Origin of the sequence: Corynebacterium sp. MSK032, from assembly GCF_030232065.1 — a bacterium.
Lineage (GTDB): Bacteria > Actinomycetota > Actinomycetes > Mycobacteriales > Mycobacteriaceae > Corynebacterium > Corynebacterium jeikeium_D.
Genome location: NZ_JASPJR010000005.1, coordinates 93191 through 113443, shown reverse-complemented (window position 1 = coordinate 113443; position 20253 = coordinate 93191). Strand labels below are relative to the sequence as shown.

Sequence of the window (20253 nt, the reverse complement as noted above, 5' to 3'; positions counted from 1 at the left end):
TGTCGGCCAAGGGGATTCCGGTCGGCGTTCCAAGGCCATTGGCCCGCGGGGCAGCACCATTGGTGCCGAGCGGGGAGGCCATGGTCTCCACGTGCCGGCGACAGTGCTGGCGGCGGCCAATCGTGGCGCCCGCATGGGCGACTCCATGATTCCCCTGGAACCGGAGGACGTTCACGGCGCTATTCGACAGGGAACTGAGTCCAATCTGGTCGTCTTTGTCGTGGACACCTCGGGTTCCATGGCAGCACGCGACCGTCTGGCAGCCGTCACCGGCGCGGTCACTGCGCTGCTGCGTGATGCCTACCAAAGCCGCGATAAAGTCGCTGTCATTACTTTCCGCGGAAATAACGCCGAATTAGTTTTACCGCCGACGAAGTCTATCGACACCGCAGTACGTCGCCTCGCAGATGTCCGCACTGGTGGCCGAACTCCATTGGCCGAAGGATTGCTGAAGGCACACGAAGTGGTAGTTCGGGAAGCCCATAGGGAGCCCACACGGCGCGCAATCATGGTCTTGCTCTCCGACGGCCGAGCAACGGGTAAAAATGGCCTGCAGCAGGCGAGGGCTGTGGCCGCAAAGATCCGTCGTCAAGCGTTGGCGGCGACGGTGGTTATCGACTGTGAGCGCTCTCGCGTGCGGCTGGGGCTGGCACAGGAACTCAGCGTGGAATTGGGTGCGACCTGCATAAATCTCTCCGAACTCAATGCCGAAGCCGTGGCGGGCGTGGTCCATGCCTATCATCGAGACCATGGCACAAGGAAAGCTTGACCCCAAATCAATTCCCAACGATGGACTGACCACCAGGCAGCGTCGCATGATTCCGATTACTGCGGTGCATACGGGCCCAGGTAAGGGCAAGTCCACCGCGGCATTCGGTATGGCGATGCGCGCGTGGAATCAGGGGATGAATATCGGTGTCTTCCAGTTTGTAAAGTCGGCAAAGTGGAAGGTTGGCGAGGAAGCTGTCATGCGCCGGTTGGGCGAGCTTCACGACGACACGGGGGAAGGCGGCCCGGTCGAATGGCACAAGATGGGCGAAGGTTGGTCTTGGTCGCGTAAGCAGGGCACTGAGGAGGACCATGCGGCAGCTGCTGCCGAGGGATGGCAGGAGATTAAACGCCGCCTGGAAAATGAGGTGCACGACTTCTACGTGCTCGACGAGTTCACCTACCCAATCAAGTGGGGTTGGATTGATGTCGACGATGTGGTGGAGACATTGAGGAACCGTCCCGGCCGCCAGCATGTGGTGATGACTGGCCGCGATGCGGATCCGAAGCTCGTGGAGGTCGCGGATCTGGTGACGGAGATGACCAAGATTAAGCACCCGATGGATGTCGGACGTAAGGGACAAAAGGGCATCGAGTGGTAGCGCCTGGAATTGTCATCGCGGCGACAGCATCAGGCACGGGAAAGACGACAATCTCCACGGGCCTGATGCGTGCACTGTCGCGCCGTCACGCGGTGGCACCTTTCAAAGTCGGACCCGACTATATTGATCCTGGCTATCACGGGGTAGCCGCTGGTCGTCCCGGCCGCAATCTGGATTCCTTTATGTGCGCGCCTGAGATGATTGGGCCGCTCTACGCACATGGAGCTGCCGACAGCGATATTGCGGTGGTCGAAGGGGTTATGGGGCTTTTCGACGGCCGCATTGGTGACGACCCGCTATCGGTGGAGGGCTCGACGGCTGAGATTGCCTCACTGTTGGGACTTCCGGTGGTGTTGGTGATTGATGCCCGGCATATGTCGCAGTCGGCGGCGGCTGTTGTCCACGGTTTCTCCACGCTTCGCACTGACGTCCGTGTCAGTGGCGTGATTATTAATCAGGTGGGCAGCCCGCGGCATGCGGACATCATTACCCGTTCTGTGGAGACCATGGGGGTCGAGGTGCTCGGCGCTATTCCGCGAGTGACTGATATTGAGGTGCCCAGCAGGCATTTGGGGCTGGTCACTGCAGTCGAGCAGGGTGAGCAGCTAGAAGCGGTCATTGAATCGATGGCCAACTTGGTGGAGACCTACATCGACATAGACCGGATTATCCAGCTTGCCCGGCAGCCCTATCCAGCTGAACCATGGAACCCCGCACAGTTCGTTGTACCGCTGGCTACTCAGCGCCGCGTGCGTGTAGCGGTCGCGGCGGGTCCTGCGTTCTCGTTTACCTATGCAGAGCACCGTGAGCTATTGCAGGCCGCTGGAGCCGAGGTCGTGGATTTCGACCCATTGGTTGACGAACTGCCGGAAGCCGAAGGCTACATCGTGCCCGGTGGATTCCCAGAAGAGCATGCCGACGCGCTATCTATTCGTGATGACATTCGCCGCGATCTACGTCAGGCTGCCGACGATGGTGCGCTGATCCACGGCGAATGCGCGGGGCTGCTCTGGCTGCTTGAAGATCTCGGTGGGCGCCGTATGTGTGGCATCATCCCGGGGCGAGCGCACATGGCACGGTTGAAGCTGGGGTACCGGGAGGCTGTGGCGCTGACTGATTCTGTGCTGTGCCCGGTAGGAACGCGCGTGCGCGGTCACGAGTTCCACAAGACAGCCCTAACCGATGACACCGCAAGTGTCGCTGCTGCGGCCGGGTGGCAACCAGCCTGGGGTTGGCGTGGATATCAAGGCGAAACAGTTCGCGACGGCTTCGTTTCCGAGTCTGGGCGGATTCATGCCGGTTACCTGCATGTTCATCCGGCGGGTGCGCCGGGGAACGTCAGTCGCTTTGTCGCTTCGTGCGCCGGGTAAAGTGTTAGCTATGAGTTTGCTTCTCAAAGACTACGGTGTGTTGGTGATTGGCGGTTCCACGGCTGCAGAGCGCGTGATTCCTCGGCTGTTGGACTCTGGCGCTGATGTCACTGTGTGTGAAGGTGGGGAAGTAACAACTGCGATTGAGGCCTGGGCTGCAGACGGCCGTATTACTTTGACCCGCACCGGTTTTACCGAGGCGATGAGCTGGGGCAAGGCTCTCATGGTCTGCTGTGACGAGGCGTTGTTGCGTGAGGTGACTCTAGAGGGACACCGCCGAGGTATTCTCGTCGACGATGAAACCGGGGCTTCCAGCCCGCTTACTCCTGTGGCGCTGACCGGCCGTCGCGCGTCGCGCGCTGGGGACCTCGCTGGTCAGGTCGCACTCGTAGGCGGTGGCCCGGGCGACCCCGGTCTGATTACCGTTGAGGGGCGTCGCTTGCTCCGGCTTGCCGACGTTGTCGTTGCAGACCACCTCGGTCCACTGTCGCTGCTCGGTGACTTGGAGCCGGATGTCGAGATTATTGATGCCGGCAAGCTTCCTTACGGCCGCGCCATGGCTCAGGAGCGCATCAATGAACTGCTAGTTCATCGTGCCCGTGAGGGCTACTTTGTGGTCCGGCTCAAGGGTGGCGATCCGTACATCTTCGGCCGCGGTTTTGAAGAGCTTCAGGAGCTGCAGAAGGCTGGGGTACCGGTTCGCGTTGTGCCGGGTATTACTTCAGCACTGGCGGTACCGGGGACGATTGGCATCCCAGTTACTATGCGTGGCGTCAACCATGAATTCACTGTTGTGTCCGGTCACGTCCCACCGGGGCACAGGAAATCGCTGGTCAATTGGGATGCGCTGGGCCGGATGCACGGCACTATTGCCATCATTATGGGAGTTAAGAACGGGCCAAAGATTGCCGAGGCTCTGATGAAGGCCGGCCGCAGCCCGAAGACTCCGGCTGCGGTCATCCAGGACGGCACGCTGCCGAATCAGAGGTCGCTACGCTGCACACTCGGCGAGCTTGGCGAGAAAATGGTCGAAGAGGCAATCAAGCCGCCCGCGGTTATCGTCATCGGTGAAGTCGCCGGTCTGGATGAGGGCGATGAGTAAGAACAACAAGTTGAGCAACAACAAGTCGAGGAAGCGTGAGCCAGAGCAGCAAAAGGCAGGGCTTGTTACCCGACTGCTTGCCGACGATCAGCTGCGTAGCGCCATCTGGATGGGCGCTGCGACCTTCCTGGTGTTCTACCTCGGAACCATGATCATCTTCCGACTCCTTCTCCTCGGCGGAGAAGGATCGCGATACGACAGCATTTTCATCGCTATTATCGCTCTGATTGCCGCCATTGTGGCAGGCCGAAAGCGCTACAACGACGACATTTAGTTTTCCGGGACGCGGAAGATGAGGGTGTCGTCGTCAAGCGAGACGTCGTATCCTGCGGCGCGTGCGATGTCGACGGCCTCTGTGGGGGAGGTCGGTGTCGTGTCGGAAAGGGCGATGGCGCGGGCAAATAGGCCCTTGTAGTGCTTGTTGAAGTGGCTGACGATTTTGCCCTCGGCGGTGAGCACGGTCATCGTTGTCGCGCTCTTGACTTTGCCCAAATTGGCGTAGGTGCCGGAACGAAGGTCGATGAGGAAGTCGACATCATTGAGAGCCTCGGTGATGGCGGTACCCCAACGGCGCTTCATTGTGGGAGCCGCGTCGGCAGGCTGATCCGCGAAGGGGAGCTTGACCGTACCAGAGAGACGGTAGTGGGGGATGAGGTCGTCCCCGCCAATGACACCGAAGAGCGCTGACCCGATGGCGAGTCGAGCACGGCCGGTTTCCGGCAAATCGCTGGGGGAGAGTGCGTCGTAGAGCACCCCGGTATAACGCTCGAGAGCCGGCATGGTCGGCGACTCTAGGAGCGCGGCATTAGCTGTGACTTCGTCAGCAAGCCGTGGCCCCAGCTTCAGTGTTTCCATCGCGGCTTCCCTGTTCGCACTTAGCGCCACGAGATCGGCTGCAATGCGCTCGCGGATGGGGTTGAGGGAGCCGAAGCTCAGCGAGGAAAAGTCTACTGCGGGATGGCTGCCACCAGTGGCTTTGGTTTCAGAGGGGGGTAGGACTACGAGCATGGGCACCATAGTAATGCCCCGCATGTTGCGAAGAATGATCGACGGGTAAAATCAGCATTCATGATTACGCGAATGTCCCAGCTGTTCCTGCGCACACTGCGCGAGGATCCAGCTGACGCCGAGGTCCCTAGCCACAAGCTGCTCGTCCGTGCCGGCTACATCCGGCGAACTGCCCCTGGTGTGTACTCCTGGCTGCCACTGGGCTTGAAGGTTCTGCGCAACGTAGAGAAGGTTGTGCGCGAGGAGATGGAAGGCATTGGCGCACAGGAGCTGGCATTCCCTGCACTGCTCCCGCGTGAACCGTACGAGGCGACGAATCGGTGGACCGAATACGGCCCCGAGCTGTTCCGTCTGAAGGATCGCAAGGGCGCGGACTACCTGCTGGGGCCGACGCACGAAGAGATGTTCGCGCTGGCTGTCAAGGATCTTTTCAGCTCCTACAAGGATTTCCCGACGACGCTGTTTCAGATTCAGACCAAGTACCGCGACGAGGCTCGCCCGCGCGCTGGTATTCTGCGTGGCCGCGAGTTCGTGATGAAGGACTCTTATTCCTTCGACATGGACGACGAGGGGCTGGAGAATTCTTATCAGCAGCACCGCGGTGCCTACCAGCGAATTTTTGACCGGCTGGGCATTAAGTACGAAATCTGCCACGCCACCTCCGGCGCTATGGGCGGTTCGGCCTCCGAGGAGTTCCTGGCTGTTAGCGAAAGTGGCGAAGACTCCTTCGTAGTCTCCACCGACGGTGAGTACGCCGCCAATGTGGAAGCCGTGAAGATTCCGGCAGTTGAACCGCAGCCGATTGAGGGACAACCGGAGGCGAAGGTTTACGAGTCTCCGAACTGCACCACAATCGCAGCACTTGTTGATTGGGCCAATGGTGCGGACCTCGGACGCGAGGTCACTGCTGCCGATACTTTGAAGTGCGTTCTCGTCGCCGTCGACCCGAAGAAGGTCGATAAGGAGGGCAACGCCCTGCCGGAACAGCTCACCGCAATCCTGGTTCCCGGTGACCGTGAGGTCGATGAAAAGCGTCTTGAAGTCGCATTTGAACCGGGTGAGGCGCGCTTGCTGGAGGACAAGGACTTCGCAGCCAATGACTTCCTGATCAAGGGCTACGTCGGCCCGCAGGGGCTCGCCGATCGCGGTGTGAAGGTCCTAGCTGACCCCCGCGTGGCGGAGGGCACAAATTGGATTACAGGAGCCAACGAGGAAGGCAAGCACATCGTCGATGTGGTCGCTGGTCGCGACTTCCAGATTGACGGTATTTGCGATGTCGCAGAGGTGCGTGACGGCGACCCGGCTCCGGAGGGGCATGGCACGCTAAAGATCGAGCGCGGAATCGAGATCGGTCACATTTTCCAGTTGGGCCGCAAGTACACCAACGCCTTTGAAATCGACATCCTCGATGTCAACGGTAAGCGTGCTCGTCCGACGATGGGGTCCTACGGCATTGGCGTGTCCCGCCTGGTCGCTGTCCTCGCGGAACAGCAGTTGGATGAAAAGGGCCTCAAGTGGCCAGTTGCCGCGGCACCGTACAAGGTTCACATCGCTGTGGCCGGCAAGAACGCCGAAGCAGCTGAGGCCGCTGAACAGCTGGCGGAAGACCTCAGCCAGCAGGGCATTGAGGTGCTTTTCGACGACCGTCCGAAGGTCAGCCCCGGTGTGAAGTTCAAGGACGCCGAGCTGCTGGGTATGCCGTTTGTGGTCATCTTTGGCCGTGGCTACGCGGACGGCAAGGTGGAGCTGCGTAACCGCCTGACCAACGAGACCGACGAGGTCGCCGCTGACGGCATTGCAGCTCACGTCGCGGAGCTGGTTCGCAAGGCTTAGAGCCCGGGCAACGGCTCCAAGTTGTTGCCACCTAGCGCTGCCGCTCCGGCGGCAGCCACGCCAGCTGCCTGCAGTGCGAACATACGCATCCGAGGGTTATTAGCAGCGAGCAATACGTCTTCCCACGCCTGGGCACAATAGCGCTCCAATGCAATCATGTAATCGACGGGTGCCGTATCTGGCGAAGGAGCGCCTTCCGGCATATAGCCAGGTGCGCTCTCCGGCACCTCAACGTCGGAATCCTCCAAAATTAGTCGGGCACGATCGCGCAAAATTCGGTGGCGCTCGCCACGGGCCAAAAGTGCAGTAGTGGTATCGCCTCCGACACGTGGTGCGGCTACGCCGACACCGTAAATCATCATGTATTCGGCTTGCAGTGCCTTAGTCATCTGTTCTTCGGCACCCGAGATTTCATCCCTGTCACTGGGAATCAATGGGACAAGCTCCTCCCACGCAGCGCCCGCAACACGCAGAGCGAGGACGATACCACCATCGACAGCCGTAGCAAGGCGTGCAGCATGCTTCTCCCGCAGCGCCGTGCGTGAATCCAGAGCCTTCGTCAGTACTGGATTGTTTCGCGAGTCCGTGAGCAGTAGCTTCGCGTCGGAACCGGTAACCAGGGATCCTGGGACTGCTACGTCCGAGCCACATTCATCGACAGGTTTACCGTCCTTGTGGGTACCGCAGGCGCGTGTGATTTCCTTATCCAGTTCGGTTACCTGCGCGGAGCGCACAGCTGCGAGGTCAGGATTGGCGTCGATAAGCGAATGTGAATCGCGCGCCGCCAGCGCATGGAGAACCTCAATGGCGTAATCGGGGCGCGGTGCCACCAGATGCGAGCACGCGGAAAGCGCAGGAAGTGATCCCACGGCGAGGGCAGCAGCGAGGAAGCCACGGCGCGAGAGAGTACGAGTGCGATGCGATGCGGAAGCAAAACTGGGGGCGGGAGGTTCAACAATCACCTCACTATGGTGCCACGGCGGGCGGCACTTTGTGTCAACGCGGTGTGTGGAAACCGCCCAGGTGCGCAATTCCTAGTACTTGACCTGTAGACTCTACGACTATGGCGATACCCGCACCCGAGAAAATTGAACAGTTTGTGAGCCCGGCGCTCGCACAAATCGGCCTGGATGTGGAAGATGTCAAGGTCGTTCGCGCCGGCGCAAAGTCACAGGTCATTGTGTTGGTTGACGCAGATGAGCGTCCTGACCTCGATGTTCTGGAACAAGCCACGCATGAAGTATCTTCGGCTCTGGATGCCGCGGAGGCACGTGGTGAAGCCGACTTCGGCGCTCAGGGCTACACCTTGGAAGTTTCCACTCCTGGTATTGACGCACCGCTGACTCAGCCTCGGCACTGGCGTCGTAACCGTGGTCGTATTGCGGAGATTTCGCTTGCCGACGGTTCCGCGATTGCAGCCCGCATTGGTGCGCTGTCGCCGGATGAAGAATCCATCATTCTCGTTACCTCTAAAGGGCCAAAGGGACGTTTGAAGGCTGTTGGTCAGCGTGTCCAATTAACCAATGTGGCCCGTGCAGTGGTACAAGTTGAATTCTCTAATCCGCCCGCAGCCGAGAAAGATTTTGCGGGACTAGACTATGACGATGCCTTGACCAGGCTGGAGGATAACAAGTGAAGATTGAACTAGCTGCCCTGCGAACCTTGGAAAAGGAAAAGGGTATTCCTGTCGACGAAATGCTGGGACTGGTCGCCCGAGCATTGCGTGAAAGCTACCGGAATACCACCGCACCGGCACAGTATGCGCGCGTCGAAATCGACCGTGAGACCGGTGACGTCATAGTCTTTGCCCAGGAGCGAGACGACGAGGGCAATCTCATCTCCGAATGGGACGACACTCCGGAGGACTTCGAGCGTACCGCTGCATTCGCTGTTCGTCAGACCATCCTTTCGCGTCTGCGGGATGCGGAGAGCGATAAGGTTCTCGACGAATACGCAGACCTGTCTAATCAGGTCATTTCCGGCGTGGTCCAGCGCGATGTCTATGCCAATGAAAAGGGCATTGTCGTCGTCCACATCGGTTCGGAGGCCAACGGCCGCGACGGTATTCTGATGCCGGCTGAGCAGCTGCCAGGTGAGGAACTCAAACACGGTGACCGCATCAAGTGCTACGTCGTCGGTGTGAACAAGACTCCGCGGGGTGTTGCGATTCACCTGTCACGCACGCACCCGGAGCTCACTCGTAAGCTCTTCGAACTTGAAGTTCCGGAAGTTGCCGATGGGGCAGTGGAATTGATTTCCATTGCGCGCGAGGCCGGTCACCGCACCAAGGTTGCTGTACGCCCCACGGTCAAGGGCCTCAACGCTAAGGGCGCCTGCATTGGGCCCCGCGGTCAGCGTGTGAGCTCGATTATGAATGAGCTCAAGGGCGAGAAGATCGACATCATCGACTACGACGAGGATCCGGCGAAGTTCGTTGGTAACTCGCTGGCGCCCGCCAAGGTAGTTAGTGTCAAGATTCTGGACATGGACGAGCGCCGTGCACACGTTGTGGTGCCCGACTACCAGCTCTCTCTTGCTATCGGCAAGGAGGGACAGAATGCCCGTCTGGCGGCTCGTCTGACCGGCTGGCGAATCGATATCCACTCCGACGCGGAGTAGACACAACGTCAGCGTCCCAGCGGTTGCGAAAGTGGCGGGAAAGTGCCTAGGGGGTTGGCACTTTTCCGCCTTTTCGGGTTATGCTGGGAGGTGGCCAAACGACAAGGCGTGATTTTCCTATGCGAATTTTCGCGCTGAATTTTTTAGCAGGAAGGTGGGTGCGTCAGGAGTATGACGACTTCGCGGGTGCTAAACCCGAATTCGACAACTCATACGCCTGCACCCACACGTACCTGTATCGCAACTAAGCAGCGCCACAATTGCTCGGAGCTGCTGCGCATTGTCGCCACCACCCGTTCAGATGGCTCAGTAGCCGTCGTTGCTGATCCGCATCGTCGGATGCAGGGGCGAGGTGCCTGGATCACCCCAACACTAAAGGCTTGGGAGATCGCCGACAAGCGCCGTGCATTTGGCCGCGCACTGAAGGTATCTACGCAGGTAGATGCGTTTCCGGTTAAACAGTTTATCGCCACGCACTACGAAGCGGCGGAGGGTTTCGCCCCCGCTGACGATGTGCGTGTCGCTAAGCAGGGAGGCAGGAAAAATGACAACAGAAAGACCTGAACACTGATGAGCACACGATGAAGCATCAGCGATGAACGGCAATAGATAAGAGGGAGCCCTGCAGGCGCTCTCGGTGCGCGGACAAATCCGCCATCGGGCGCTGCTCGGCCCCCACTAGTGAGGAGAGCAGTGTCCGGAAAGCTACGTGTCCATGAGCTCGCTAAGCAGCTCGGGGTCACCAGCAAAGAACTACTCGCCGAGCTGAAGGCTCAGGGCGAGTTTGTTAAGACCGCTTCTTCGACGGTGGAACCACCCGTCGTCAGGAAGATGAAGAAGGTCTACGAAGAGAAGAATGCTGGCGCAGGTGCTGACGCGTCTGCCCAGGCCCCAACTACCAAGGCTGCTGCTAAGTCGGGTGCCAAGCCAGCTGCAAAACCAGGCGCTAAGCCTGCTGCACCAGCGGCGGCAAAGCCGGGTGCCAAGCCAGCTGCAAAACCAGGTGCCAAGCCTGCTGCACCAGCGGCGGCAAAGCCGGGTGCCAAGCCAGCAGCTAAGCCAGGCGCTAAGCCTGCTGCACCAGCGGCGGCAAAGCCGGGTGCCAAGCCAGCTGCACCGTCCCGTTCGCCGAAGCCGGGACAAGAAATGCCACGCCCGCCGAAGCCTGCTGGCCCGAAGCCAGGGCCGAAGCCAGGCGCACGCGCACCGCGTGTGGCGAACAACCCATTCTCGACCGGCGGATCCTCCCGTCCGGCACCGCGGCCGTCCAACATGCCGCGTCCGCAGGGTGGAAACGGCCGTCCGGGCCCGAAGCCGGGAGCACGCCAGGGTGGCCCTCGCCCGCAGGGTGGAAACGGCCGTCCGGGCCCGAAACCGGGAGCACGCCAGGGTGGCCCTCGCCCGCAGGGTGGACAGGGCCGCGGTAATAAGCCGAGCGGCAATCGTCCGACTCCGGCAATGATGCCTTCGCACCCGAACCCGGGGCAGATGCCTGCAAAGGCAAGCCGCGGTGGCGGTGGCGGTGGCTTCGGCGGCCGTGGTCGCGGCCCGGGTGGCCCGGGTGGCGGACCGCGCGGTGGTCGCGGCGGACGTCGCGGTGGAACTGCAGGTGCATTCGGGCGACCAGGAGGCGCCCCGCGTCGCGGACGTAAGTCGAAGCGTCAGAAGCGCAACGAGTACGAGGCAATGCAGGCACCATCCGTGGTAGGCGGCGTTAAGCTGCCCAACGGTAAGGGCACGACCATTCGCCTCGCACGTGGTGCATCCCTGTCTGACTTCGCTGAGAAGATTAACGCCGATGCAGCATCGCTGGTCCAGGCGTTGTTCAACCTCGGCGAAATGGTGACGGCAACTGCATCGGTCTCCGACGAGACCCTGCAGCTGCTCGGCGACGAGATGGATTACAAGGTCCAGGTCGTCTCGCCTGAGGATGAGGACCGCGAGCTCCTCGAGTCCTTCGACCTCCAGTTCGGTGAGGACGAGGGCGACGATGAGGACCTGGAGCAGCGCCCGCCAGTGGTAACTGTGATGGGTCACGTCGACCACGGTAAGACGCGCCTGTTGGACACGATTCGTAAGGCCAACGTCGGTGGCCACGAGTCCGGTGGTATTACCCAGCACATCGGTGCCTACCAGGTGCCGGTGGAGCTCGACGGTGAGAAGCGCAAGGTTACCTTCTTGGATACCCCGGGTCACGAGGCGTTTACCGCCATGCGTGCTCGTGGTGCCAAGTCGACCGATATCGCGATTCTGGTTGTTGCAGCTGATGACGGCGTCATGCCGCAGACGGTTGAGGCTATTAACCACGCCAAGGCCGCTGATGTGCCGATTGTCGTTGCAGTCAACAAGATTGATAAAGAAACTGCAGATCCGCAGAAAATTCGTGGTCAGCTGACTGAATACGGTCTCACTGACGAAGAGTGGGGCGGCGACACTATGTTCGTCGATATCTCCGCTAAGCAAGGTCTCAACATCGATCAGCTTCTCGAAGCAGTGCTGTTGACTGCCGATGCTTCGCTGGATCTGCGCGCCAATCCGGATATGGACGCTCAGGGTGTCGCCATTGAGGCTCACCTTGACCGTGGCCGTGGTCCGGTGGCAACCGTTATCGTTCAGCGCGGTACGTTGCGCGTCGGTGATTCCATCGTTGTCGGTGACGCATATGGTCGTGTTCGCCGCATGGTCGATGAGTACGGCAACGACGTCGATGAGGCCGGTCCTTCCCGTCCGGTTCAGGTGCTCGGCCTGACCTCCGTACCGGGTGCTGGTGACAACCTCCTGGTTGTTGACGAGGATCGTACGGCCCGCCAGATTGCAGACCGCCGCGACGCACGTCGTCGTAATGCGCTGCAAGCACGTCGTCGCAAGCGCGTCTCCCTGGAGAACCTGGACGAGATCCTGAAGGAGACCAACACCCTCAATCTGATCCTGAAGGGCGACAACGCCGGTACCGTCGAGGCACTGGAAGAAGCCCTGCTCAAGATCGAGGTCGACGACGAGGTCGCACTGAACATCATCGACCGTGGTGTCGGTGCTGTTACTCAGACCAACGTCACGCTGGCTGCTGCGTCTGACGCCGTCATCATCGGCTTCAACGTTCGCTCCGAGGGTAAGGCCACAGAGGTTGCCAACGCTGAGGGCGTTGACATCCGCTACTACACGGTGATTTACCGTGCTATCGAGGATGTTGAGGCTGCTCTGAAGGGCATGCTCAAGCCGGTCTACGAGGAGAAGGAGATTGGTCGTGCAGAGATTCGCGCCATCTTCAAGTCCTCCGCAGTTGGCCTCATCGCCGGCTGTATGGTCGAGTCCGGCAAGGTCCGCCGCAACGCGAAGGCTCGCCTGGTTCGTGACGGCAACGTCATTACGGATTCGGCGACTATCGAGTCGCTGAAGCGAGAGAAGGACGATGCTACCGAGGTCGCAGCCGGTTACGAGTGCGGTATGGTGCTGTCTTACCCGGACATCCAGGTGGACGACGTTATCGAGGTCTACGAGATGGTCGAGGTTCCGCGCACGTAGCAACGTAAGCTAAACACTGCGTGAACTTTGATAAGGCGCTCCCTTCGGGGAGCGCCTTTTTGCGTATCGTGTTCGTTATGGGCTTCAAAACTAATCTCTTTGCACTCTCAGATGAACTGCCGCGAACGAATATTTTGAATTATCCTCCTGCGAGCGCAGAGGAGACTCTTGCGCAATTGGACAAGATTTGGCCAGGGAAATTCGCCTTTGATTCCGAAGAAACCATTGAGGATGGTCATAATTGGTACTTCCACGCGGTAGCGTTTGGGCCAACGCTGCTTTTCGGGACCGACGACGTATACGACCTTATTGAGGACCCAGCGTTGGCGAACGATCCTCGCGAAAGTTGGTCACTGTGCATCAATAGTGTTGTCGATTTCTGCCACTATAAGACTCCTACCAGGGAATTAGAAGCAAGCTGCGAAGACTATGATTTTGACATGCAGCGGTTTTTCAGCTCTGGACGACTGTTGGATTTTGAGGTACCGTTCGCTAACGGTGAACACGTCGAGGTACTACATCCGACGGATGTGGCTGAATGGGAACAAACCCATGGCAGTGTGGCGCCCAAGGATAAAAATGGTGAGGTAAGTTACCTTTTCCATCCGCTGGAGCTAGGTAATGCTGCGGTTAAATGGATTTTCGGCATCGAGGGAGAAACACCATTGCAGGATAGTGTGATGGATTCACTGCCTGACTGCTCCCATGTTAATGGGTTACCGATGTACAACTTCGTGGAGCGCCGTTAAGAGCGTACGGGTAGGCTGCGTTTCAGCTGCGCAATTCCGTAGTAGCGACTCCCCATGCCGTCGATGACATCGATGGTGGTGGCAGTGTTGTCGTGATGATTAATGGGTTAATAACAAAGGGCGAGCGTGCGGCGAAGCAATTGACTGCACTCGGTAAACGGGTGCGGGCGAAGTCGCGAAACATGCGGTTCGAAGTTGAGTAGTGTTTTGCGTGTTAGTATTAGCAGTCCTTTGTATTGAACCGTTTTGCCGGATCCCAAATGGGTCTTTGTCAGCGAAGGGGCACTTCAGGCCCCACGCTAAATGGGGTCTAGCTACGAATCGTTACGCACAGGTAGAGATAGATAGGGAGTAGCCAAAAATGGCAGATCCAGCACGCGCGCGCAGGCTGTCCAAGCGTATTCAGGAGATTGTCGCCAGCGCAATTGAGCGTGAGATTAAGGACCGGCGGCTGGAGTTTGTGACTATCACCGACTGCCGCGTCACCGGCGATTTGCACGACGCCACAGTTTTCTACACTGTGCGCGGACGTACGCTCGACGAGGAACCGGACTACGAGTCGGCAGCAGCAGCGCTGGAAAAGGCGAAGGGGCAGCTACGTTCCCTGGTCGGTCGTGGCACCGGTGTGCGCTACACACCGACGCTGGCTTTTGAGGTTGACACGGTGCCGGAGATTTCCGCGCACCTTGAGGAGCTGCTCGATAAGACTCGCGCGCGCGACGCGGAATTGGCTGAGCAGGCTAGAAACGCAAAGCCCGCAGGCGATGCCAACCCATACCGCGACGAGGAGTAAAACTCTCCACCGGCCACATCTATCGATGAAAGGGGCACCCACGTGACCACTTCTCCGCAGGCTCAGGAGCAGGCAGCTCACCAGCTTTCCCAGGCGATTAATCGCCGCATGTCCAAGCCGATTCAGCAGATGCAGGATATGCTTGCCGACGCCAAGAAGGTCGGCGTCATTGCCCATGTTCACCCCGATGCGGATGCGATTGGTGCTGCATCTGCGATGGTCATGGCACTTGTACAGCGTGGCATTTCGGCTGTAGCCAGCTACGGTGAGAGCGATTTGCCAGCCAAGTCGCTGCTGACCATCCCCGGATGGGAGCGATTTGTCGAGTACACGGACTTGGATGAAGACATTGACACGTGGGTGACTGTCGACTGCGCAAGCCCGGGGCGCCTCGGTGCGCTGGAAGATCGCGTGATGGCCTCCGACCGCGTTATCAATGTTGACCATCACGCGACCAACACTCGCTTTGGGTCCGTCAACATGGTTGACGAACGCGCAGAGTCCTCGACCATGGTGCTCCTGGACTTCTTTGGTGTCTGGGGTATCAAGCTGACCACGCCGATGGCTCATGCTCTCTATGCAGGGCTGTTGACGGACACCGCATCGTTCCAGTTCGGCCATTCCCGCATGCACACTGCAGCGGCGCGCCTGCTGGATAAGGGGCTCAATCCGCGCACGATTGGTGCACAGCTGCTGGAAGAACATCCGTTTGCCTACCTTCCATTCCTGGGCAAGGTGCTTTCCACCGCGACATTGGTGCCCGAGTGGGGCGACGGCGCTGGCCTAATCCACGTCGTCATTGAGCACGACCAGACCGCCGAAGTTGGCCACGATGAGATTGAATCGGTCGTGGACATTGTGCGTACGACTAATGCGGCCGACGTCTGTGCCGTGCTTAAGGAGTATGAGCCAAACCAGTGGGCCGTCTCGCTGCGTTCTCGCGAGCTTGTCGATGTCTCCCAGGTCGCCCTGGAAATTGGCGGCGGTGGCCACGAGCGTGCCGCCGGTCTGACTCGGGAGTGCAGCAAGGATGAGCTGCTGCAGGCCATCCTGGACACCAGCGATGTCGCAGCCCAGGCACGCCGAGGCACGAGCGAGGCCTAGGGGATTGTCGGACTCGCGAGAAACTCAGGAGCGCACTGAGATTGAGCAAACTGGCATAGAGCGAACCGGCATAGAGCGAACCGGGCACAGTGCGAAGTCAGATGTCAGCCTTCGCGCAATCGTTTCGCTTGCGCTGCCAGCGTTGGGTGTTCTTGCCGCGCCCGCACTCTATGTGCTGCTGGATACGGCTGTCATCGGTCGGCTTGGAGCTGTTCAGCTTGCGGCGCTTGCCGCTGGTTCGACGGTTTTTTCTGTGGTAACTACGCAGCTTACTTTCTTGGCTTACGGCACGACCGCCCGATCAGCGCGAGCCTTTGGCAGGGGCAACGTGGACGAGGCGGTTGAAGAGGGACTGCAAGCGACGTGGGTCGCCATCTTTGTGGGCCTTAGCCTCTTTGCCATCATCGTGGGGTTGGCACCAGTATTTACCGGTTGGTTAGCTCCTCATCCGGAGGTCGCTCATGATGCCGGGCAGTGGTTGCGAGTTGCTGCCTTCGCCATTCCGCTGACGTTGATTGCGCAGGCTGGAAATGGTTGGTTGCGCGGTATCCAAAACACCCGCGCGCCGCTGCTATTTGTGCTCTCAGGCCTTGTTCCGGCCGCCATTGTGATTGTGCCGCTGGTCCGCGCCTTCGGTCTCGAGGGCTCTGCGCTGGCCGTTCTCTTCGGCGAATTGATTACCGGCGGACTGTTCCTCCGCAGTCTTTTCAAAGAGTGCTCTAGCCGCAAGCTTTCCATGCGCCCGAATGGCGCCATTATCAAAAGCCAGCTGGTCCTCGGCCGCGATCTCATCGTTCGCTCCTTGTCCTTCCAGGTAGCGTTCCTCTCCGCCGCAGCGGTTGCTGGCCGCGTTGGGCCGACCACGCTCGGTGGGCACCAGGTCATGCTGCAACTGTGGAATCTGATTTCGTTGGTGCTCGACTCGCTAGCGATTGCTGCACAGACGCTCGTCGGTGCAGCGTTGGGCGGTAGCTCCACGGCCGTTGCCCGCTGGACTGGCAAGCGCGTGACGGTCTGGTCAAGCGTCATTGCCCTCGGCCTAGCGGCTGTTTTCGCAGTAGGTAATGCCAGCATCGTCCGCATTTTTACCGACGCAACAGGCGTGATTGACGCAGTCACCGCCGGACCATGGTGGATTCTTGTCGCAATGATTCCTATCGGCGGTGTCGTCTTCGCGCTCGATGGCGTGTTGCTCGGCGCCGGCGACGCAGCCTTCCTCCGTAACGCCACCGTTAGCGCGGTCCTGTGCGGATTCCTCCCACCGGTCTGGCTGGCGCAGGCATTTGGCTGGGGGCTGACCGGCGTGTGGTGCGGTCTCTTGGCCTTCATGATTCTGCGACTAATCTTTGTCGCTACCCGTTTCCGTGGAGAGAAATGGTACGGCATCAGCGCATGAGTGTGCTTGCCGACGTCCAGGAGTATCTGGCCAGGCATTTGCCCGCCGGTAGCCGGCTAGTTATTGACTCCAATGCCGAGCGTCCGTTTAGTGATGCGGAATTGCAGCAGCTCCGTAGCGCTGAGTTGAGGCTGTCTGATAGTGCAGCACCTGTTCGAATCCGTGATTTCACCCGAGGGCGCCTCGCTGCGCATGAGGCGGTGCAACGGCTAGGAGAGCCTGCCCCACATGGGATTGGCATGTCGACCACCGGAGCGCCGCTGTGGCCGCGAGGAGTCGTGGGGTCAATTAGCCATTGCGACGGGGCCGTGGCAGCCGTGTCCGCGAGCGCTGAACAGCTGCAGGGGATTGGCATCGATGTCGAGGTCGAGCAGACTCTAGAGTTAGGAATCATCGAGGCAGTCTTGCGCACTGACGAAGCACGCCTTGACCCGCTGGTGCAATTTAGCGCCAAGGAATCAATGTACAAACTCTGGGAGCCGATAGTCGGGCAGTGGCTAGACTTCGACGAAGTCTCCGTCCAACTGCGAAAGAAACGGATAGCAGCGCGAGGTTTTTCCCGAGGACTCACAGGCGGACCTTTACAGCTAACGTTTCACCGTGAGATTCCCGACGCCTTCTGCGGAGTAAAAGGCTTCTGGGCTCGCGGTGCAGGCATCGTTGCAACCGCGGTGTGGCTCGAGCAGTCTTAAAATCCTTGAGAGGTAGTCACAGCGTGGCCGGGCGCACCACGAAGACCGTCTTAGCCCGTTTGCCAGATTCTGTGAGCAGCGCCGGAACCTTTCCCGTTGGTGACACCGCCGCATAGACTCCAGGTTTTCCGATCGGCTCCAGCCACTTGCCCTGAGCCAAATCAGCCGCCTGCTGTTCAGTAATTTCGCGGGTATCAAAGCAACGCAGGCAGGCCTCGTCCAGACTCATCGGCAGCAAGGAAGCGGCGCGCTCCGGGACTGGGCGTCGCATCTCCGCAATTTCTGGATGGGCGGTGTCGAACTGCTCGGCCTTCGCCGTGAGCTCGTCGATAGTCAACGCCTCATCAATAGTGAAAACGCCGGCGGCAGTACGCCGCAGAGCAGTGAGATGACCACCGACTCTCAGTGCATCCCCCAAGTCACGAGCTAGGGCGCGGATGAAAGTGCCGGCAGAGCAGTCGACCTCCACGTCGATATCGATGCACTCCCCGGGGCGCGAAGGATCGGAGTCGTGGCGGATGTCCAGAACCTCATAGCGGGTGATCGTCACTGGGCGCGCAGGGATATCGACCTTCTCACCACGGCGGATGCGCTCGTAGGCGCGGACACCGTCAATCTTCACCGCTGATACCGCCGCGGGTTTTTGCATGATTGTGCCGGTGAACTTCGCAATTTCCGCTCGAACCATTTCATCAGTCACCGATGCCGCCGAGGATTCGGAGAGCAACTCGCCTTCGGCGTCGTCGGTAAGCGTGGCAGCGCCGAGTCGAATGGTGGCTTGGTAGGACTTCGTGTCGGCGTGGACATGTGGCAGGAAACGGGTGCCGCGGCCGATGCCGAGGACGAGCACACCGGTGGCCATTGGGTCGAGGGTACCGGAGTGGCCGACCTTCTTGGTGCGGAAGATGCGACGGAGTTTGCCCACTACATCGTGGCTTGTCCAGCCTTGGGGCTTGTCGACGATAACAATGCCGGAGTCTGCAATCGGATCGAAGTCGGTCATAGACGCAATCCTATGTTGCGCTATATGCGGTGTGTTAAACGGTGACCAGTTACACTGGCTCTTTGTGGAGATTTGGTATGGCTTGGACAATGCACCCGAAGACCTGGGGGACACGGTCGTAACCATCGGAGTGTTCGATGGTATTCATCTTGGGCATAAGCGCCTGATAGCTGCTGCGGTCAGTGACGCTCGCGCTCGTGGCGTGAAGTCGCTGTTGATGACTTTCGATCCCAATCCCGTAGCGCTGTTTGCCCCGGATAAGGTGCCGCCGGCACTGTCCACCGTGTCCCGTCGCGCCGAGCTGGCAGAAGCGGAGGGAATCGATGCCATGCTTGTCGTGCCTTTCGACAAGAACTTCTCCAGCATCCCCGCAGAAGACTTTGTACGCACCGTTGTCCGCGACAAGCTGAATGCACAGGCCGTCTTCGTTGGCCAGAACTTCACCTATGGGCAGAAGGCCGCAGGTACCGCCGAGACTATGCCGGAGCACGGCTGTAAGTGTGGGGTCGACGTCACCATCGTCGACCTTCTCGACGTCACTGCCGCGGACTCGACCGAACGTGTTTCGTCGACACGTATTCGCGGTTTGCTTGCCGACGGTGCGGTGTCCGCAGCCGCCTCGTGTCTCGGGTACTTCTACCGTGTCGATGGTGATGTTCTTCCAGGTCAGGGGCGTGGAGGAGCGCAGCTGGGCTTTCCGACCGCCAATATTGACTTCGCTGAGGGCCTGGCAATCCCGGCTGATGGTGTCTACGCGGCATGGTTCACGGTTCAGCCGACGGCAGCCCGCCCGGAGCCGGACCCGAAGGGCGATATCGAGTTTGGGGTGCGCTACCCAGCGGCCGTGTCGGTGGGCACTAATGTGACCTTTGGAGACACTGATCGAACGGTCGAGGCCTACGTGATTGACCGTCATGCGGACCTCTACGGCACCGCTGGGCAGGTTGAGTTTGTCGACCGGATTCGCGGCATGGAGAAGTTCGACTCGGTCGAGGAGCTCATTGACCGGATGAACCAGGACGTGGCAGACACCGAAGCCATTTTGGCTAAGACCGATTAGCTGTTAAAGTAAAACGTCGGCTGTGACTGCGGTCCACAAGCAGTTGCGAGGAACCAGTTGCCAGACGCTGTTTGGTTCCGGGAAAGCCGAGAATGTGGACTGAAAAAACGACCATAATTTGATTCAAGGAGTTAGATTTACATGGCTTTGAACACTGCAGAAAAGGCTGAGATTCTCAAGGAGTTCGGCCTGCACGAGACCGACACCGGTTCCCCGGAGGCTCAGGTTGCACTGCTGACCGCACGTATTCGTCAGCTGACCGAGCACCTGAAGTTCCACAAGCACGATCACCACTCCCGTCGTGGTCTGCTGCTGCTGGTCGGTCGCCGCAAGGGCCTGCTGCAGTACCTGCAGGACAACGACGTTGAGCGCTACCGTAAGCTGATCGAGCGCCTGGGTCTGCGTCGCTAAGGTTCTCCTTAAGGTCCTGTTTGTCAGAGCTTCATTGGTGTAAGTTGCTCTGTTAATTCAAGGCTTTTAAGCTTTTTAGACTCGCCGTTTGGGTTTCCATTGGATGGAAGCTCACGGCGGGTCTTTTTTTTGATCACTTGTCGTTGTGGTATTCACTCATCGATGCGCTGTAGCGTGGCCACAAGTGAATACCTCATCGACAGGTGGAGGGGCTGATCGAA

The 20253-nt window shown here is 59.5% G+C and carries 20 protein-coding genes; 17 read left to right on the top strand and 3 right to left on the bottom strand.

What is annotated here, in order from left to right:
- The first annotated feature begins 91 nt into the window (after positions 1-91).
- From QP995_RS04460 to QP995_RS04440, 5 genes are read left to right on the top strand one after another with little or no spacing between them, the layout of a single operon-like run.
- Positions 92-769, top strand: a complete 678-nt coding sequence (locus tag QP995_RS04460) for a vWA domain-containing protein (protein WP_241486360.1) — start codon at positions 92-94, stop codon at positions 767-769.
- Positions 750-1370 (top strand): cob(I)yrinic acid a,c-diamide adenosyltransferase, encoded by a 621-nt coding sequence (gene cobO / locus QP995_RS04455; protein ID WP_042389270.1) that lies wholly within the window; start codon positions 750-752, stop codon positions 1368-1370. Before QP995_RS04460 ends, cobO begins: the two co-directional genes overlap by 20 nt.
- Complete coding sequence (locus QP995_RS04450) at positions 1364-2740, top strand: cobyrinic acid a,c-diamide synthase CobB (protein ID WP_049170806.1); 1377 nt, start codon at positions 1364-1366, stop codon at positions 2738-2740. Before cobO ends, QP995_RS04450 begins: the two co-directional genes overlap by 7 nt.
- 10 nt (positions 2741-2750) lie before the next feature.
- Positions 2751-3842, top strand: a complete 1092-nt coding sequence (gene cobA / locus QP995_RS04445; protein ID WP_049170808.1) for a uroporphyrinogen-III C-methyltransferase — start codon at positions 2751-2753, stop codon at positions 3840-3842.
- Positions 3835-4116, top strand: a complete 282-nt coding sequence (locus QP995_RS04440) for a hypothetical protein (protein WP_016422579.1) — start codon at positions 3835-3837, stop codon at positions 4114-4116. Before cobA ends, QP995_RS04440 begins: the two co-directional genes overlap by 8 nt.
- Here QP995_RS04440 and QP995_RS04435 read toward each other — a convergent pair.
- A complete protein-coding gene (locus QP995_RS04435; RefSeq protein WP_042389272.1) occupies positions 4113-4850 on the bottom strand; it encodes a YaaA family protein in 738 nt (245 codons plus the stop codon). The two genes, QP995_RS04440 and QP995_RS04435, sit on opposite strands and share 4 nt — an antisense overlap.
- Before the next feature lie 60 nt (positions 4851-4910).
- Here QP995_RS04435 and QP995_RS04430 point away from each other — a divergent pair, with 60 nt between their 5' ends.
- Positions 4911-6683 carry a proline--tRNA ligase gene (locus QP995_RS04430; RefSeq protein ID WP_016422581.1) on the top strand — a complete coding sequence of 591 codons (1773 nt, stop codon included), beginning with the start codon at positions 4911-4913 and terminating at the stop codon, positions 6681-6683.
- On the opposite strand, the gene QP995_RS04425 is transcribed toward QP995_RS04430, so the two are convergent.
- On the bottom strand, positions 6680-7645 hold the full coding sequence (locus QP995_RS04425; RefSeq protein WP_284797461.1) for a DUF4439 domain-containing protein: 966 nt from the start codon (positions 7643-7645) through the stop codon (positions 6680-6682). The genes QP995_RS04430 and QP995_RS04425 overlap by 4 nt on opposite strands.
- 101 nt (positions 7646-7746) lie before the next feature.
- Between QP995_RS04425 and rimP the strand changes: the two genes are divergently transcribed.
- The 9 genes from rimP (at position 7747) to QP995_RS04380 (ending at position 17558) form a co-directional block, all read left to right on the top strand.
- Positions 7747-8319, top strand: a complete 573-nt coding sequence (gene rimP / locus QP995_RS04420) for a ribosome maturation factor RimP (protein WP_069358755.1) — start codon at positions 7747-7749, stop codon at positions 8317-8319.
- Positions 8316-9302 (top strand): transcription termination factor NusA, encoded by a 987-nt coding sequence (nusA, locus tag QP995_RS04415; RefSeq protein WP_069358754.1) that lies wholly within the window; start codon positions 8316-8318, stop codon positions 9300-9302. Before rimP ends, nusA begins: the two co-directional genes overlap by 4 nt.
- 171 nt (positions 9303-9473) lie before the next feature.
- On the top strand, positions 9474-9866 hold the full coding sequence (locus QP995_RS04410; RefSeq protein WP_016422585.1) for a YlxR family protein: 393 nt from the start codon (positions 9474-9476) through the stop codon (positions 9864-9866).
- Between the two features lie 129 nt (positions 9867-9995).
- Entirely contained in the window at positions 9996-12824 is a 2829-nt protein-coding gene (gene infB / locus QP995_RS04405; RefSeq protein WP_284852953.1) for a translation initiation factor IF-2, read from the top strand.
- 20 nt (positions 12825-12844) lie between these two features.
- A complete protein-coding gene (locus QP995_RS04400; RefSeq protein ID WP_048733528.1) occupies positions 12845-13573 on the top strand; it encodes a hypothetical protein in 729 nt (242 codons plus the stop codon).
- Between the two features lie 361 nt (positions 13574-13934).
- Positions 13935-14366, top strand: a complete 432-nt coding sequence (gene rbfA, locus QP995_RS04395) for a 30S ribosome-binding factor RbfA (RefSeq protein WP_016422588.1) — start codon at positions 13935-13937, stop codon at positions 14364-14366.
- Between the two features lie 42 nt (positions 14367-14408).
- A complete protein-coding gene (locus QP995_RS04390) occupies positions 14409-15470 on the top strand; it encodes a DHH family phosphoesterase (RefSeq protein WP_049170820.1) in 1062 nt (353 codons plus the stop codon).
- Positions 15471-15474: 4 nt separating this feature from the next.
- Positions 15475-16866: an MATE family efflux transporter gene (locus QP995_RS04385; RefSeq protein WP_502869794.1), complete on the top strand. Its 1392-nt coding sequence runs from the start codon at positions 15475-15477 to the stop codon at positions 16864-16866.
- Entirely contained in the window at positions 16845-17558 is a 714-nt protein-coding gene (locus QP995_RS04380; protein ID WP_049170823.1) for a 4'-phosphopantetheinyl transferase family protein, read from the top strand. The genes QP995_RS04385 and QP995_RS04380 overlap by 22 nt, the downstream gene beginning before the upstream one ends.
- 16 nt (positions 17559-17574) lie before the next feature.
- Here QP995_RS04380 and truB read toward each other — a convergent pair whose 3' ends face one another.
- Positions 17575-18561: a tRNA pseudouridine(55) synthase TruB gene (truB, locus tag QP995_RS04375; RefSeq protein WP_016422592.1), complete on the bottom strand. Its 987-nt coding sequence runs from the start codon at positions 18559-18561 to the stop codon at positions 17575-17577.
- Positions 18562-18625: 64 nt separating this feature from the next.
- On the opposite strand from truB, the gene QP995_RS04370 reads away from it, so the two are divergent.
- Both QP995_RS04370 and rpsO read left to right on the top strand, forming a co-directional pair.
- Positions 18626-19621, top strand: coding sequence for a bifunctional riboflavin kinase/FAD synthetase (locus QP995_RS04370; RefSeq protein WP_042388641.1), 996 nt, complete (start codon positions 18626-18628; stop codon positions 19619-19621).
- A 141-nt stretch (positions 19622-19762) separates the two neighbouring features.
- Positions 19763-20032, top strand: coding sequence for a 30S ribosomal protein S15 (rpsO, locus tag QP995_RS04365; RefSeq protein ID WP_016422594.1), 270 nt, complete (start codon positions 19763-19765; stop codon positions 20030-20032).
- Positions 20033-20253: the final 221 nt, after the last annotated feature.

What these genes read in the sequence shown, in the direction of transcription:
- cobO (WP_042389270.1), top strand. Translation starts at nt 750, where the DNA reads ATGGCACAAGGAAAGCTTGACCCCAAATCAATTCCCAACGATGGACTG.
- cobA (WP_049170808.1), top strand. Translation starts at nt 2,751, where the DNA reads ATGAGTTTGCTTCTCAAAGACTACGGTGTGTTGGTGATTGGCGGTTCC.
- QP995_RS04440 (WP_016422579.1), top strand. Translation starts at nt 3,835, where the DNA reads ATGAGTAAGAACAACAAGTTGAGCAACAACAAGTCGAGGAAGCGTGAG.
- QP995_RS04435 (WP_042389272.1), bottom strand. Translation starts at nt 4,850, where the DNA reads ATGCTCGTAGTCCTACCCCCCTCTGAAACCAAAGCCACTGGTGGCAGC.
- QP995_RS04430 (WP_016422581.1), top strand. Translation starts at nt 4,911, where the DNA reads ATGATTACGCGAATGTCCCAGCTGTTCCTGCGCACACTGCGCGAGGAT.
- rimP (WP_069358755.1), top strand. Translation starts at nt 7,747, where the DNA reads ATGGCGATACCCGCACCCGAGAAAATTGAACAGTTTGTGAGCCCGGCG.
- QP995_RS04410 (WP_016422585.1), top strand. Translation starts at nt 9,474, where the DNA reads ATGACGACTTCGCGGGTGCTAAACCCGAATTCGACAACTCATACGCCT.
- rbfA (WP_016422588.1), top strand. Translation starts at nt 13,935, where the DNA reads ATGGCAGATCCAGCACGCGCGCGCAGGCTGTCCAAGCGTATTCAGGAG.
- QP995_RS04380 (WP_049170823.1), top strand. Translation starts at nt 16,845, where the DNA reads ATGGTACGGCATCAGCGCATGAGTGTGCTTGCCGACGTCCAGGAGTAT.
- truB (WP_016422592.1), bottom strand. Translation starts at nt 18,561, where the DNA reads ATGACCGACTTCGATCCGATTGCAGACTCCGGCATTGTTATCGTCGAC.
- rpsO (WP_016422594.1), top strand. Translation starts at nt 19,763, where the DNA reads ATGGCTTTGAACACTGCAGAAAAGGCTGAGATTCTCAAGGAGTTCGGC.